General features: G+C 33.2%; 16 protein-coding genes. 4 read left to right on the plus strand and 12 right to left on the minus strand.

Features of this window, described 5'->3' with window-relative positions; genetic code table 11:
• Positions 1-280 precede the first annotated feature (280 nt).
• From COX95_04735 to COX95_04760, 6 genes are all read right to left on the minus strand, one after another.
• Positions 281-1663 carry a tRNA uridine-5-carboxymethylaminomethyl(34) synthesis GTPase MnmE gene (locus tag COX95_04735; protein ID PIZ85219.1) on the minus strand — a complete coding sequence of 461 codons (1383 nt, stop codon included), beginning with the start codon at positions 1661-1663 and terminating at the stop codon, positions 281-283.
• Positions 1664-1737: 74 nt separating this feature from the next.
• Complete coding sequence (locus tag COX95_04740; protein ID PIZ85220.1) at positions 1738-2208, minus strand: hypothetical protein; 471 nt, start codon at positions 2206-2208, stop codon at positions 1738-1740.
• A 17-nt stretch (positions 2209-2225) separates the two neighbouring features.
• Positions 2226-2948: a hypothetical protein gene (locus tag COX95_04745; GenBank protein PIZ85221.1), complete on the minus strand. Its 723-nt coding sequence runs from the start codon at positions 2946-2948 to the stop codon at positions 2226-2228.
• A gap of 39 nt (positions 2949-2987) precedes the next feature.
• Complete coding sequence (locus tag COX95_04750; GenBank protein ID PIZ85222.1) at positions 2988-3320, minus strand: membrane protein insertion efficiency factor YidD; 333 nt, start codon at positions 3318-3320, stop codon at positions 2988-2990.
• Positions 3313-3654: a ribonuclease P protein component gene (rnpA, locus tag COX95_04755; GenBank protein ID PIZ85223.1), complete on the minus strand. Its 342-nt coding sequence runs from the start codon at positions 3652-3654 to the stop codon at positions 3313-3315. The genes COX95_04750 and rnpA overlap by 8 nt, the downstream gene beginning before the upstream one ends.
• A gap of 1 nt (position 3655) precedes the next feature.
• Complete coding sequence (locus COX95_04760) at positions 3656-3793, minus strand: 50S ribosomal protein L34 (GenBank protein ID PIZ85224.1); 138 nt, start codon at positions 3791-3793, stop codon at positions 3656-3658.
• A gap of 166 nt (positions 3794-3959) precedes the next feature.
• Between COX95_04760 and dnaA the strand changes: the two genes are divergently transcribed.
• From dnaA to COX95_04780, 4 genes are all read left to right on the plus strand, one after another.
• On the plus strand, positions 3960-5297 hold the full coding sequence (gene dnaA / locus COX95_04765) for a chromosomal replication initiator protein DnaA (GenBank protein ID PIZ85225.1): 1338 nt from the start codon (positions 3960-3962) through the stop codon (positions 5295-5297).
• Between the two features lie 248 nt (positions 5298-5545).
• Positions 5546-6649 (plus strand): DNA polymerase III subunit beta, encoded by a 1104-nt coding sequence (gene dnaN, locus COX95_04770; GenBank protein ID PIZ85226.1) that lies wholly within the window; start codon positions 5546-5548, stop codon positions 6647-6649.
• Between the two features lie 60 nt (positions 6650-6709).
• A complete protein-coding gene (locus COX95_04775) occupies positions 6710-7774 on the plus strand; it encodes a hypothetical protein (protein ID PIZ85227.1) in 1065 nt (354 codons plus the stop codon).
• Positions 7775-7839: 65 nt separating this feature from the next.
• The gene (locus tag COX95_04780) at positions 7840-8127 is read left to right on the plus strand and encodes a hypothetical protein (protein PIZ85228.1); all 288 of its coding nucleotides are present in this window, start codon (positions 7840-7842) and stop codon (positions 8125-8127) included.
• Positions 8128-8129: 2 nt separating this feature from the next.
• On the opposite strand, the gene COX95_04785 is transcribed toward COX95_04780, so the two are convergent.
• Genes COX95_04785 through COX95_04810 form a run of 6 tightly spaced genes read right to left on the minus strand, consistent with a single transcriptional unit; the run spans position 8130 to position 13927 of the window.
• Positions 8130-8459, minus strand: a complete 330-nt coding sequence (locus tag COX95_04785) for a hypothetical protein (GenBank protein ID PIZ85229.1) — start codon at positions 8457-8459, stop codon at positions 8130-8132.
• Positions 8456-9619, minus strand: coding sequence for a hypothetical protein (locus COX95_04790; GenBank protein PIZ85230.1), 1164 nt, complete (start codon positions 9617-9619; stop codon positions 8456-8458). The genes COX95_04785 and COX95_04790 overlap by 4 nt, the downstream gene beginning before the upstream one ends.
• On the minus strand, positions 9616-10608 hold the full coding sequence (locus COX95_04795) for a hypothetical protein (GenBank protein ID PIZ85231.1): 993 nt from the start codon (positions 10606-10608) through the stop codon (positions 9616-9618). Before COX95_04795 ends, COX95_04790 begins: the two co-directional genes overlap by 4 nt.
• Positions 10609-10629: 21 nt before the next feature.
• Positions 10630-11274: a hypothetical protein gene (locus tag COX95_04800; protein ID PIZ85232.1), complete on the minus strand. Its 645-nt coding sequence runs from the start codon at positions 11272-11274 to the stop codon at positions 10630-10632.
• A 10-nt stretch (positions 11275-11284) separates the two neighbouring features.
• Positions 11285-12016, minus strand: coding sequence for a hypothetical protein (locus COX95_04805; protein ID PIZ85233.1), 732 nt, complete (start codon positions 12014-12016; stop codon positions 11285-11287).
• Positions 12017-12049: 33 nt separating this feature from the next.
• A complete protein-coding gene (locus COX95_04810) occupies positions 12050-13927 on the minus strand; it encodes a conjugal transfer protein TraC (protein ID PIZ85234.1) in 1878 nt (625 codons plus the stop codon).
• Between the last annotated feature and the right edge of the window lie 20 nt (positions 13928-13947).

Raw genomic sequence — 13947 nt, forward strand, 5'->3', positions numbered from 1 at the left:
AGTATAGATGATAAGTACGCCTATATGTACTTTTCCGCAGTAAGGTTTAAGATGCCAGCGGTAATAGAATTTGAATATTCGTCTTAAGTCATTGTGAAACCAGGCTAGAGTTTTAGATTTAAAAGTAACTCTAGTAGATTTTTGGATAAGTTCTATTTGTTTATCTATGGTATTTAAGTCTTTGCTCACAGTAACAGATTGGTTATATATAGTAATTGTAGATAAATAAGAAAGCGCTGACAAGAAATACTATCTATGTTAGAAAATGTTTTATTGATTTTTATTTACCGATGCAAAACATGGAGAAGATCTTATCTAAAATATCATCAGTTGTAATCTCTCCGATAATTTCACCCAAAGCTTTATTAGCTTCATCAAACTCTATTAATATTTTATCTTCCGGTTCTTGCGCCCTTGCTAGCTCTTTAGCTTTTTTAAGATTTTTCAAAGACTTATCTAAAAGTTTTTGATGTCTTACATTTGTAATAAGAATACTTTCGTCTGCTTCGTTTTTTTGAATTTCATTAAAAATTGTATTCTCTATTTCTCTTATCCCTTTGCCGGTTTTTGCTGAACATTCGCAAATCTTAATTATTTTCATTCCAAAAATATCTTTTATTGATGTTTTCTTTTTATAAAGATCAATTTTGTTTTTTATTAATATTATTTGCTTATTCTTAAACTGACCTTTAACTTCTGGCTTTAAGTGAGACATAAATTTTTCAATATCATTATTATTTTCAATTACAAACAACAACAAATCAGCATTTTTTATCGCTTTAAGCGATCTTTTAATGCCTTCTTTCTCAATTTTGTCTTCAGTACTTGTAATACCGGCGGTATCAAATAATCTAACAAGTAGCCCTCTTATTTCTATTTGATCCTCTAATATATCCCGCGTTGTTCCAGGAATATCTGTAACTATTGCCCGAGCATCTTTTACTAACGAATTTAAAATCGAAGACTTGCCAACATTTGGCAACCCCACTATTGCAACTTTTAAACCTTCTTTATAAATAGTGCCTGTTGCTGCTCCTGACAAGATTTCTTCAATTTCCTTAATCGGTTTTGTGATTTTTTTCTCAATTTCTTTTTTTGTTATCTCAGGTGTGTCTTCGTCTGGAAAATCTATATTAGCTAAAATTTGTGTATATATATTTAAAAGATAATCAAGAATTGATTTAATTTTTTTCTTTAAACTACCCTGCAATTGATTCTCGGCAATTTTTTGGGCTTTTTCCGTTTTAGCATGGATTATATCTAAAACCGCTTCGGCTTGTGTTAAGTCAATTCGCCCAGACAAAAAAGCTCTTTCAGTAAATTCTCCCGGCTTGGCCATTCTTACACCCTCTTCTAGTATTCTTTTCAAAATAATATTAGCTGTTATGTAGCCCCCGTGGCATTGGATTTCAATTATGTCTTCCATTGTATATGTATTCGGTTTTTTAAAATAAACAGATAAGACTTCGTCTATAGTTTCACTTTTTTTATCTAAAATTTTGCCATAAATAAGTTTGTGGGTTTCGAATTTGTTTTTATCATCTTTTGCTTTAAAAATTTTTTTAAGGATGGGCAAGCTTTTGTTGCCGCTTATCCTAACAATGGCAATGCCCGCATTACCAAATGCTGTAGAAATAGCTGTTATTGTATCTGTAAATTTCATACTAAGCTCCTAAATAAAATTATACCCTAATAAAAGGGTATAACAATTGAGTCTAAATAATTTTTTTCGATATTTTATTCGCTGGCTTTTCCTGTTTTAGGCTTTATAATTATGCCTCTTTCGGGTTCTTCTCCATAACTCTCAGTCTCTACACCAGAAACTTCGCTTACAGCCATATGAACAAGCCTTCTCTTATAAGATGACATAGGTTTTAATGCTTCTGCTCTATTATTTTGCTTAACAATCTCTGCCATATTTTTGACAAATTCTTTAAGTTTATCTTCTTCTTTTCCTCTATAATCTTCGATGTCTAGTATTATAGTAGGAAAATTTTCACCTTTTAAATCTTTGAATATTAAAGAGCGTAAAATATGCTGTAAAGCCCGTAAATTTTCACCCTGAAAACCTATTAATAGAGCAGCATCTGTTTTTGAAAGATTTACGTAAAAAATTTGCTGATTTTCTTTGATGGATATGTCTGCATCAATTTGCAATAATGCTAGTAAATCTTCGAGTCTTTTTTTGATTATTTCTTTGGTATCCATTTTAAAAACCTTTATTTTTAAGATTGGGGTGATTTAATTTGTGACTCTTTGTTTATCTGTTTATCTATAAAATACTGCTGGGTAATTGCAAACAAGGTTGTCACAACCCAATAGATTGATAAAGCGGACGGAAGAGTAAGTGTAAAGAAAAACGTTAATACAGGGAAAATAAGCATCATGGTATTCATGCTGGCTTGTTCTGGCGAAGCATTTTTAGATATCATCATTTTAGATTGTACAAACTGAGTAACTGCAGCAATAATTGGTAAAATTATTAGATATCCAACGTTGGGATTTATTGTTAAATCTAAAAACCCGAAGGCTGTTGTATTTATAACTGTTCCATTCAGAAGAGATTTAATTGGCCCGTATAAAGGGAAGCCACTCTTTAAGCCGCTTTTGAAAACAACAAACAAACCTATTAAAAAAGGAAGCTGAAACAAGGTTGGGAGACAAGAAGAAAATGGGCTTATACCTTTTTGTTTATATAAGGAAAGCATTTCTTTAGTTTGCCTTTCTTTGTCGTCTTTGTATTTTTCTCTGATCTTATCAACCTCGGGCTGTAGTTTTTGTAATGCCAGCCGTGATTTTTCTGCTTTTGTGGATTGCTTGATAAGTAAAACCCTCACTAAAAGTGTCAAGAGAATTACAGCAACCCCCATATCTTTTGCAAAAGCAAAAAAGAAAATAAGAATATTATATAAAGGTACATATATTAAATTTTTCATAATCTCATTCATTTTGTATAAACTGCCTTTCTTTTTTATTCTTCTGTAAGTTTAATATAAATTAGCAAAAACTAATAATAATACAGAAAGTGTCAAAATGTAAAGCAAGATTAAAGCTAGACCGTAAAAAAAATGTTTTGATGTTGCGTTGTCTATCTTGTCAAATCCGCCTCTTGACCATGGATTACACCTGTTTATTCGATAAAAACCTAAAACACTTCCTTTTAAAGCCCCGTATTTATCAATAGCATCAATAGCATATTGGGAACAACTTGGCACAAAACGACAATAGCCATTGGGGAAAAATCTCGAAAAAAAACTATGATCCGGCGATATTATCCTTTGATAGATTTTTATTACACCTACAAATAACTTTTTAACCATTGGTTAAGCCTGCTCTTTTGAATAAATTTGCAATTTCCTGCCTCATGTCCTGAAAATTTAATGCTTTACTAGAAGGATTTGCAGTTAGAACAATATCTAAATTATTTTTAATATCCGGCAATATTTCTCTTACAAGTTCCCTGATTCTTCTTTTAAGCTGATTTCTTTCTACACTTTTAGCAGAAACTTTACGGCCGACTACAACACCTACCCTAATCTTTTTTAATTTACTGTGCTGGTACCTTAAAGAAAAAAATGGACTATTTATTTTACCCCCCTTATAAACCCTCTGAAAATCTTTTTCTTTTTTGAGTCTGTTTTCTTGAGAAAGCATCTTATGCCGACAACTTAACTCTTTTTTTCTGTCTTCTTCTTTTTAAAACATTTCTACCGGATGTAGTAGACATTCGCTTTCTAAAACCGTGGTCTTTCTTTGCTTTTCTTGTTTTTGGCTGATAGGTCTTTTTTGGCATTTTCTTCCTAAATTTAAATTATTTTATGTTTACATTGTAACAGATATAGTCAGTTTTAGGAATATCTTGAAAGGTGTGGATAAGTTTGTTAGTATAAAGAGACACTGTGGAATGCTTTTTATACTGCGAAAGTTAAGCCACTTAAAATTTTTTATAGGGTACATAAATGGATAAACAACAAATTTGGGCAACGGTATTAGGAGAATTAGAACTATCCTTAAGTAAAGCTAACTTTACCACTTGGTTTAAAAACACCTCTGTTTTAGATTATGACACAAAAAAAGTAACCATAGCTGTACCAAATACTTTTACAAAAGATTGGCTAAAGAAAAAGTACGAAGCCAATATATTGGAAGCCCTCAAAAATGTTATAGGTGGGGTAGAAAAAATAGAATACGAGGTTAAATCTCCGATGGAAATAAAGGAAGTCAAGCTTCACACCGAAACAAAACAGGAATTACCAGAAGAAAAACCATTAAACTATTCTATAAATCCAAGATACACCTTTGAAAGCTTTATTGTTGGAAACTCCAATAAGCTTGCGCACGCTGCTTGTTTGGGTGTTGCAAAATCCCCTGGCAAAAAATATAACCCTCTTTTTATTTATGGAGGGGTGGGACTGGGAAAAACTCATTTAATCCAAGGTATCGGTAATGAAATATTACAGCAATCACCAAAGAAAAAGGTTCTTTATATACCATCAGAAAAATTCGTTAATGATTTTATTGCATCCATTAGCTCACAAAGAACAAATGACTTCAAAAACAAATATAGAAACGTAGATGTTTTGATGATTGACGATATTCAGTTTTTAGCTGGAAAGGAAAGCACACAAGAAGAGTTTTTCCATACTTTTAACACTTTATATGAGCTGAATAAACAGATTGTACTATCCAGTGATAGACCTCCCAGGGCCCTAAATACACTAGAGGAAAGAATCCGCTCTAGATTTGAAGGAGGTATGATTGTAGATATTCAAGCTCCAGACTTGGAAACCAGAATTGCAATTTTATCAGCTAAATGTAAAAGCAAGGATATAAAAATGCCAATAGAGGTTATGGAATTTATAGCTCAAAGCATACAACAAAATGTAAGGGAGTTAGAGGGGGCGCTTACAAGAGTAGTTGCTTACAGTGAACTGAATAACACTTCCCCTTCTATAGAAGTTGCAAAATCATCCCTGGAAACGGTGTTAAGCAGGTCAAAAAATCGAACAATAAAAATTCAAGAGGTTTTAGACGCAGTTTCAATATCTTTTGATATACGAATAAAAGATTTATTAAGCCCCAAAAGAAATAAAGAAATAGTATTGCCAAGACAAATTATTATGTATTTATTAAGAGAGGACCTTCACTTGTCTTTTCCTCAAATAGCAAAAGCCCTGGGAGGTAGAGATCACACAACAATAATGCATGGGTATAGGAAAATGAAAAACTTAATTAAAGAAAAGGATACATTAAGACACGATATAGATGCAGTAAAAGACAAAATTTACACAATATAGTAGTGTGGATAAGTAACTGTTTTTTTGTGGATAACTTCAGAGGAACTGCGGATAAAATTATGTCTTTAAAAAAGATTTTTTATCCACAGGAATATCATCTTTTTACTAACATACTTTTAAACACCTTTTTTGCTTATATTTACGTTTAAATGTTTACTTATCCCTATTATTCACACCCCTTACTATTACTACTGTATTAATAAATAATAAATAATTATAATAAGAGAAGGGAAGAAAGAGAGGATAAAATGAAATTTCTGTGTTTACAAGAAAATCTAAACAAAGGTTTAAATCAAGTAAGCAGAATAGCAACAAGCAAAAGCTCATTACCCATACTAGAAAATGTTTTATTAAAAACAGAAGGCGGAAGATTAAAGATGATTACAACGGATCTTGAGGCGGTAATAATACAATGGGTTGGGGGAAAAGTTGAAAAAGAGGGAATAATTACTTTGCCATGCAGACTGTTTACAGAATATGTAAGCTCTGTTCCAAACAATAAGATAGAATTAATTTCTGAAAATGATACAGACTTATCTATATTAACAGATGAATATGAAGCAACTATAAAAGGCCAGTCTGCCGAAGAGTTTCCTATTATTCCTGAAATTAAAGAAAATAAATTTACGACAATTAATGCCAAAGAATTATCCGATGCCTTATCTGAAGTTGTTTATGCGGCTGCAATCAATGATTCAAGACCGGTATTGTCCGGGGTTTTATTTTTCTTTGATAACAAAGAACTAAAACTTGTTGCGACGGATAGTTATAGGCTTGCAGAAAAGAAATTAAAATTAAAAAATGAAATAAACGATTCTAAAAAAATAATTATACCCGCCAAAATAACAGCTGAAATACAAAGAATATTAGCGGACATTGAAGAAAGTGTGGATATATTTATAGGAGAAAGCCAAATTCTTTTTCATTCAAAAGATATTGATATAATTGCAAGGTTAATTGATGGTAACTTTCCTGATTATGAAAAAATAATACCTGACCAGCATTCAACAAAAGCAAACATAGACAGGCACAAATTTATTAAAATTGTTAAAGCGGCCAGTTTATTTGCACGCGAAAGCGGCAACAGTATAAAAATAAACCTCAGCCCTAAAGGCAAGGTGGTTGTTACCGCAAACACGTCTCAGCTTGGCGATAATACGTCTCAAACAGAAGCTGAGGTTACAGGGACCGATGGTGAGATTTCTTTTAATGCCCGATACTTATTAGATGTCTTAAATAATCTTAAAGGGCCGAGCGTTTCTTTGGAAGTGAGCGGTAAGCTGAAACCGGGCGTTATACGTCAAGAAGGAAAGCCTGATTATTTGCACATTATTATGCCCTTAAACGCTTAAAGTTGTAACATACAGAAAGAGAATTAAATAAAAAAGTCTCTTTTAGAGACTTTTTAAGTAATGAAAATTTGTAAATTAGAAATAAAAAATATAAGAAATTTTAAAGACCTAAAATTAGATCTTAATTATCCTTTGGTTATTATTAACGGCGAGAATGCAGCAGGTAAGACAAATTTATTAGAATCAATATACTTTTTAGCTTTAACTAAATCCTTTAAAAAAGGTAAAGAGATTGACGTTATTTTAAAAGGAGAAGAATTAGGTATAATTAAGGGATTTTTTGAAACAGAAGATAAAGAAAATCTAGAAATCGAATTTGTAATAAACACAAAGAAGATCAGTAAGCTTAATGGAGCTGTAAGACCGATGAAAGATATTATTGGTAATGCTGAGATAGTTATTTTTACGGTTGACGATTTAGATATAATAAACGAACCCTCAAAAAAAAGAAGATTTCTAAATATATTAATTAGCTTATTAGACAAAAAATATTTTTTTGATTTGTCTGAGTATGAAAAAGTCATTAAAAGAAGAAACAAAACCTTAATACTTTTACGTCTCGGAAGATCTAAAATACAAGAACTTGATTTTTGGAACGAAAGAATAGCCAATCTCGGAGAGAGTATTATTAGAAAAAGGAAAAGTATAATTGATAAGATAAATGAAATCTTAAAAAGTTCGGCATTTTTTGATAAATTATTATTTCTTCAATATGAACCGCAGTGTTTTTCCGCAGAAAAAATAATGCGCCAACTAAAAGAAAGAATAGAAAGAGATGTAGCAATGGGCCAAACTACAGTTGGTCCGCATAGAGATATAATTAAGTTTAATCTCGGCGGTATAGATTTGGAGTCTTATGGTTCGAGGGGCGAAAAAAGAAGCGCAATCATCGACTTAAAAAGAGCAGAAATAGAATTAATAAAAACTGAAAAAAATATTCTCCCCATCTTCCTTTTAGATGATGTTTTTTCCGAGCTAGATTCAAACAATACAAATAATGTCTTAAAACTAATAGGTAATCAGCAGACTATTATTACCACTATTCATCTAGATAATGTAAAAGATTTTTTTAAAAAGGCAAAAATTTATAAAATAGAAAACGGGGAAATAAAAAATGACCAATGACAAAGCTCCAATGATCACCCACTTTTTTGGTTATTGGAAATTGGGATTTAGGACTTTTCTTATATATGGAACATATCAATAGACAGCTAAACATAAATCTTAATAAAAGAGGCCTCAAAAATATAGCGGATTCCGCCTATATATGTTTTCTTTTTGAAAAACTTAAAGCAAGCATCTTAGGTAAAGAAATTCAGGCAGAAGCGATATCTTTTAAAAATAATATACTAAAAATAAAAGCAGATAATTCGGTGGCTGCTTCTGAGATTCGTTTTAGAGCCGATCAAATCAAAAAAGCAATAAACGATAAAGTAGGTAAAAATATTATTGCAAAGATAGATATACGAGTTATCTAAAATTATAATTTGTACATTTTTTCTACATCCAGAACGAATATTATTGCCCCAGAAGTTGTTATTTTTTCCGTTTCAGGAATAATTAATTCTCCCGGCTCCATGGTCTTAGGTATTGGCGCAACGTTTTCACAGCATGATTTGCAGCAGTCTTTAATATAATTAACAACTTCTTCGGTTTTTTCGTCTTCAATCCCAATAAGCAAAACATTGCTTTGGTTTTCTAAAAAACCGCCTTGGCTTTCTAGTTTTGTAACAGAAAAACCCGCAGACGAAAGTTTTTCAATCAATCCCTTTGAATCTTCTTTATTGATTACGGTTGTTATAAGTTTCATATTTTAGGTAGCCCCATTATAAATAAGCTATTATCTGAATCAGTGAAAAAGAGCGAGCTATTTTCTGGAGATATAAGCAAATTGTATATATTTTTGTCTGGAAGCTCATAAGCTTTTTCACTTTTTGATTGTAGGCTATATGCTATGAGCCGGGCTTTATTTGAATTATAGTCTACATAGTACAATTTATTTAGGTCAGGGTTAACTACTGTGTTTTCTAGTGTGGGTTTAATGTTTGTAGCTGTTGGATTATTATCTTTTATATAGAATAAATTCAGGCTCTGAGTGTTGATCATAAAAGGAATTGTCCCTAGTCTTGTATTTAGAAACTTTATATCAATAATATCTGGCACTTCTTTTACTTTTTTTGTATCAAGGGATAATTCATAAGCTGGTAGGATTGGATTATCGTCACTAGTTATTAAAGTATATGTAATTTTTTTCTCACCGTGCCAAAAAATATTTTGTAAATTATTTATATCAATAACTTTTTGCCAATTTTTCCCGTCAGGTTCAGAGATATTTAAAGAGCTTACAGTGTTTGATAAATAATTATAAGCAATATGCTTGCTATCAGGAGACCAAGTAATCGGTCTGCTTATATTTTTATCCAAAGCTTTTAATTCATTATTCTGAAGGTTAAAAAGGTTTGCTTTTTCTCCTTTTGTGTCTCTAACAAATATTATGGCTGATTTTCTATCCGGTGACCAATAGATATTATTGACTGTTTGAGTTATTTCGTTTGATAAAAAAATACTCATATTTTCCTTTATTTTGTACTTTGCTAATTTTGTATTAGTTATATCATAGTAATAAACTTCATTGCCATCAACCGATATCGCAGGGTCTTTAACTGATAGGTCTAAAACTTTCTCTGGTAAGGGTGTTAACTCTATTTCTGTTACGGTCTTTTTAAATAGTCCAATTTTTATATCTTTTTCTGCTGGCTTATATCCGTTCTTTTGAAGGGTTATTTTGTATTTACCCGACCTAAGCTTTGTCTGAAACTCTTCATTTATTATAAAGCCCTTCTTTTTAATTTTACAGTTAACCCCGTTGGCATTGGTTTTAAGGGAAAGTGTACCATAGAAGGAATAAACATAAATTAGTATGATACTAATAATAAAAATAAGAAATGAAATAATATATTTTTTGTTCATGATGTTTTTAATGCTAATTGTTGATTACTGGTGGCTTTAAATAAGTCTTTTAAAAACTGCGTTCCATCTAACAGTGGTTCTGGTTGTGCCCCCCACCATTGATAATTTACCGTTGTCCCTGGTTTGTATAGTTCAAAGTGAAGCATTGAGGACCCAGAAGCGTTATTATCTATTATTGTTCCTACTACTTCCCCTGCCTTTATTGCGGCTCCAACTGATCTTAAATTGCCCGATACTCTAATTTCGGCATAGTTAATAACATAATCACCGTGATCTATCATCACAGCATCAGTTCCGGCATAAAAATCAGAGAAAAAACGAACAACTGTGCCATCTTTTACGGCCACCACAGTAGTTGTGCCGAATGCATCCAGAAGGTCAATCCCAGCGTGTTTTCTTCCGTTCTTCCTTGGGGCACCAAAATATCTTCCGCATCCGCAGGCTGAGGTTGGTATTATACCATTATTCGGTTCTCCTCCATCCCCTCTGTAGTCTACAACAGGAAAGTATTCTCCTGTGACCGATTCGCCCCCGATGGGCGGTTTAATAGGATCTGCTATGGCTGGTTGTTCCATTAAACCTAAAAAGCCAAGGGCTATTGGTAATATTATCAGGGCGGGCGCAAAAAAAGCCAAACATCCGCATCCGCATTGTTTTTTCTTTGATATACCTACTTTTTCTAATGCTTCTGAGGCTAGCTCAGCGCCTTTTACCGCAGCAGCTCCTGCTCCGCCAGTAGCTGCACCAGCGCCAGCTGCTAGTCCTTGCTCAGCGCCTTTTTCCGCTGCCTTTTCAGCTCCCTTCTCGGCTGCTTTTTCTCCAGCCTCTTTTCCGGCTTCTTCCGCTCCCTTTTTGCCAAAGCGATCTTTTAATTGGCCAGCCTTATCTTGAATATCACCGGCTCTATCTGTAATAGAGGGACCACCGCCTGATTCTTGTTCGGGGGTTGGTTCTTCATTATAATCATCATCTAAATAATCTTCTGCCATTTATATTTTCTTATTAAATTATTATAAAACTGGCTTAAGATAATCAACCAGCCAATTATTATTTTCCTTTATAAGCGTGATTATAGCTTTTTGTGAGTAGCTTTTGCTGGTCGTTGGCTCATTTGATTCCACGGTGATATTTACCAAAGATTTATTACCTGAGTAATCTATGATTTCGGCCGTGGAAGCCAGACTATTTAAAGGCACCTGACCCTTAAAGTCTTGTGGTCTTTTTGTGTTAACATAATAAGTTCCTTCATAGAAATTTTTTGTCATAAAAGGTTTTATTTTTTCTAAATAATCTTTATCTGTCTGGCTTTTGTATGTAAACCACACTTCTGTAAACTGTTTTGATATGCGCTCAATGTCTTGTTTGTCTTGAGTTTCGTTGGTAGGTTTTAAATCTATATTTATATTTTTATTTTCTAAAAATCCTAATTTTATCGTGCTTTCATAATTTTCATAGCCTTCTTTTTCAATTTTCAGTTTATGTTTTCCTGAGCCTAGTTTAATTGATGCTTTATCGCTATTTTCAAAAAGTTTTTTATCAATTGTAATGTTAGCCGGCGAGGGTTTTGGTGTAATAGTAAGTGTACTCTTTAGAAAAAACACATATATTAAGAGTAGTATTATTATGCTTATAGTAATGATGATAGCTTTTTTCATATTTTTTAAATTAAATTGGTAATGGTTGGGGTGTTATATCTGGTAAGGGGCCCAATGGTATGTTTTGATCTTGAGCAAAACCGATTTGTACAAATCCTTTCTTGTCGTTAGGATCTCCTGTATTAGCGTCTGCTGTTTGAAGATAATTCCTAACCTCTGGTGGCGCGCCGCAATTTATCCCATCTTGCTTCATTTTAAATGCTGCTGGTCCATATTCTTCTATGCTGACAACTACTCGTTTCCCGTTTTGTGGGTTTGTGAGTATTATTTTTTTATGCTTAAAAACACTACTTGGCCATCTCATATTAAAATACCAATGTTCCTGGTCTTGAGTATAAGGATGATAAGAACCGCAACCCGTAGTAGCATAAGTTAATGGATTAGAGTCTGAGCCTTGATAATGAGTTTGTGGTATGACCATACAGCTTAAATCAGTAGCTGGTTTATTATCAGTATTATGAGGGCCTGGGATATGTTGTTCGTTGCCTAACTTTCCTGATGTGTCTGGCAAAGTAAGGCCGTCAATGGTATCAGTTGTATCAGTAGGTCCTTGCCAGTTATTGCCACCGCCGCCAGATCCTCCTCCACCGCTAGATCCGCTTTTCTCTCCAGTCATCCCTACTCCAACAAGAACGATTCCTATCATGCCCCAGAAAATCAAGCCAGCAACGCAACCGGCTATAATTGGCAAAAACCCTTTTTGTTCTTTCAAGGCATTGGTAATGGTTTTATTTTGAATCATTGGTTATTGGTCATTGAGAATTGGTCATTATTTTTAATATTCTTCTTGCTCTTGTTCAATCCTTGCCACCTCGGCAGGATTTGTTGTTATTAGTTGTTCTTCTTGGAATGAAGCATATATTCTTATCGCCACATGGTTTTGGCCTGCAAAAAATATGCCTTCTCCTACGTTAGCTTTTAATAAAAAGTCTCGTTCACCTTGAGTTAGTTTAAAAGTATGAACAATTAGATCAACTGAAGCTGGCGATTGTTTTAATAAAATCTGCATAGCTGAATTAGTAACAACTGCTTTACCGTATTGGGAACCTAAAAAATCTTCTACGTCTTGGCTGATGGTTGTAAGGCCTAAATAATATTTTCTACCCCTTTTTGCTAGTGAGTATACAAATTTGGCAGAATCTTCATGCTGCATCAAAAGCCATGCTTCATCTATAATAAGCAGCCTTTTTTTTCTGTTATTTTTGATATTATTCCAGATAAAGCCCATAACCATATACATAGCAATTGGCCTTAGTTGATCTTCCAGATCCCTTAAAGAGAAGACCATAAAACGATTCTCCAAATTTACATTAGTAGGTTCATTAAATAGTCCCGCAAAAGTGCCTTTGGTAAATTTGGAAAGTCTGGCAACTATACTTTCGGCCCCTTTCATGTTTTCCAGCACTGCTTCTAAGTCTTCCATAAGTGGAGGAGGATTTTTATGGGTTTTAGGATCTTGGGTTATATCTTTTAGGGCATAAACTTCAACTAAAGCTCTATCAAGAATAGATTCTTCCTGAGGCGAAAGAGATCCCAGCATTACTTTTATAAGACCCGACAACATTATAATATTAGATCTTAATACGTCCTGTTCCTCCTCGATTTTATCCGTTACTTGGGGAAGATCAAATGGATTAATTCTATATTTTGATTTAAGAGAAAGCCTTAGGTAGCTTCCGCCCACTGCTTCGCATAATCTTTCATATTCATTTTCCGGGTCAATAATAATGATGTCTGTTCCGAGCATTAAGCTTCGTAATGCCTCGATTTTTACAGCAAAACTTTTACCAGCTCCAGCTGTTGCAAATACAACTGAGTTGGCATTTTCCAGACTGAATCGGTCAAAAATAACCAAGCCGTTATTATGAAGATTTATTCCGTAAAATATCCCATTATTCTGGGTAAGCTCCATAGAGGTAAAAGGGAAGGTGGTTGATAAGGAAGAAGTATCCATATTTCTGGTTACCATCAATTGATCAGTTGCCTGAGGAAGTGTTGAATTTAATCCTTGTTCCATTTGCAGATTAGCTTGTTTTGTATAAATTAATTTTCCGCCCAATGTTGTTTCAATTGATTTGGTCATTATTTCCAGTTCTTCTAAGCTGTCTGCATAAATAGTGAAATATAAGGCAAACTGAAAGAATTTTTCTATACCTTTTGATAGCTTATCTCTCATTTCTTCAGCATCTTCCAGAGCTGTTTCTAGTTTAATATCCCGAACTTGGCCTTTCTCCTGGCTCATTACCATAGAAGATTCCATTTGGCCAACCTTTTTTCTTAAATTTTCCATAATTGTTCTAGTGTCTATTGGATAAATAAACATGGAAATATCCATTGTGTAATCAAGATTGATTATGGGTGATAGCCAATTAGCATAAATAAATCTGGGATAAGTAAAAACAAACATTGTTCTAACAAATTTATTACCAAGTTTTAGATGGTTAAATTCTATCTGAACAGCTGAAGGAGAAATTAAATCCTTAACCGATGAAACTCCTTCTTCAAAAATTCTGGTTGCTTCAAGCTCTCTTTTTCTCTGCTGTTGCTGAATTGCTAGTTCTTTTTTCCTGTTCTTAAAGTCAGCCTTCCAATTTTTATAATTTTCAATAGAAGACCCCAGCGATTTTTTTTCTTTTTTTATTTCTTTTGCCATATTTTTATTGAACAACGTCA

This window comes from bacterium CG_4_10_14_0_2_um_filter_33_32 (genome assembly GCA_002792735.1).
Lineage (GTDB): Bacteria > Patescibacteriota > CPR2_A > CG2-30-33-46 > CG2-30-33-46 > CG2-30-33-46.

Bases quoted from the DNA above. Each gene is read 5' to 3' on its own strand.
- COX95_04795 (PIZ85231.1), bottom strand. From the start codon at position 10,608: ATGGCAGAAGATTATTTAGATGATGATTATAATGAAGAACCAACCCCC.
- COX95_04805 (PIZ85233.1), bottom strand. From the start codon at position 12,016: ATGATTCAAAATAAAACCATTACCAATGCCTTGAAAGAACAAAAAGGG.
- COX95_04790 (PIZ85230.1), bottom strand. From the start codon at position 9,619: ATGAACAAAAAATATATTATTTCATTTCTTATTTTTATTATTAGTATC.
- COX95_04750 (PIZ85222.1), bottom strand. From the start codon at position 3,320: ATGGTTAAAAAGTTATTTGTAGGTGTAATAAAAATCTATCAAAGGATA.
- COX95_04760 (PIZ85224.1), bottom strand. From the start codon at position 3,793: ATGCCAAAAAAGACCTATCAGCCAAAAACAAGAAAAGCAAAGAAAGAC.
- COX95_04735 (PIZ85219.1), bottom strand. From the start codon at position 1,663: ATGAAATTTACAGATACAATAACAGCTATTTCTACAGCATTTGGTAAT.
- COX95_04775 (PIZ85227.1), top strand. From the start codon at position 6,710: ATGAAAATTTGTAAATTAGAAATAAAAAATATAAGAAATTTTAAAGAC.
- rnpA (PIZ85223.1), bottom strand. From the start codon at position 3,654: ATGCTTTCTCAAGAAAACAGACTCAAAAAAGAAAAAGATTTTCAGAGG.
- dnaA (PIZ85225.1), top strand. From the start codon at position 3,960: ATGGATAAACAACAAATTTGGGCAACGGTATTAGGAGAATTAGAACTA.
- dnaN (PIZ85226.1), top strand. From the start codon at position 5,546: ATGAAATTTCTGTGTTTACAAGAAAATCTAAACAAAGGTTTAAATCAA.
- COX95_04810 (PIZ85234.1), bottom strand. From the start codon at position 13,927: ATGGCAAAAGAAATAAAAAAAGAAAAAAAATCGCTGGGGTCTTCTATT.
- COX95_04780 (PIZ85228.1), top strand. From the start codon at position 7,840: ATGGAACATATCAATAGACAGCTAAACATAAATCTTAATAAAAGAGGC.
- COX95_04785 (PIZ85229.1), bottom strand. From the start codon at position 8,459: ATGAAACTTATAACAACCGTAATCAATAAAGAAGATTCAAAGGGATTG.
- COX95_04745 (PIZ85221.1), bottom strand. From the start codon at position 2,948: ATGAATGAGATTATGAAAAATTTAATATATGTACCTTTATATAATATT.
- COX95_04740 (PIZ85220.1), bottom strand. From the start codon at position 2,208: ATGGATACCAAAGAAATAATCAAAAAAAGACTCGAAGATTTACTAGCA.
- COX95_04800 (PIZ85232.1), bottom strand. From the start codon at position 11,274: ATGAAAAAAGCTATCATCATTACTATAAGCATAATAATACTACTCTTA.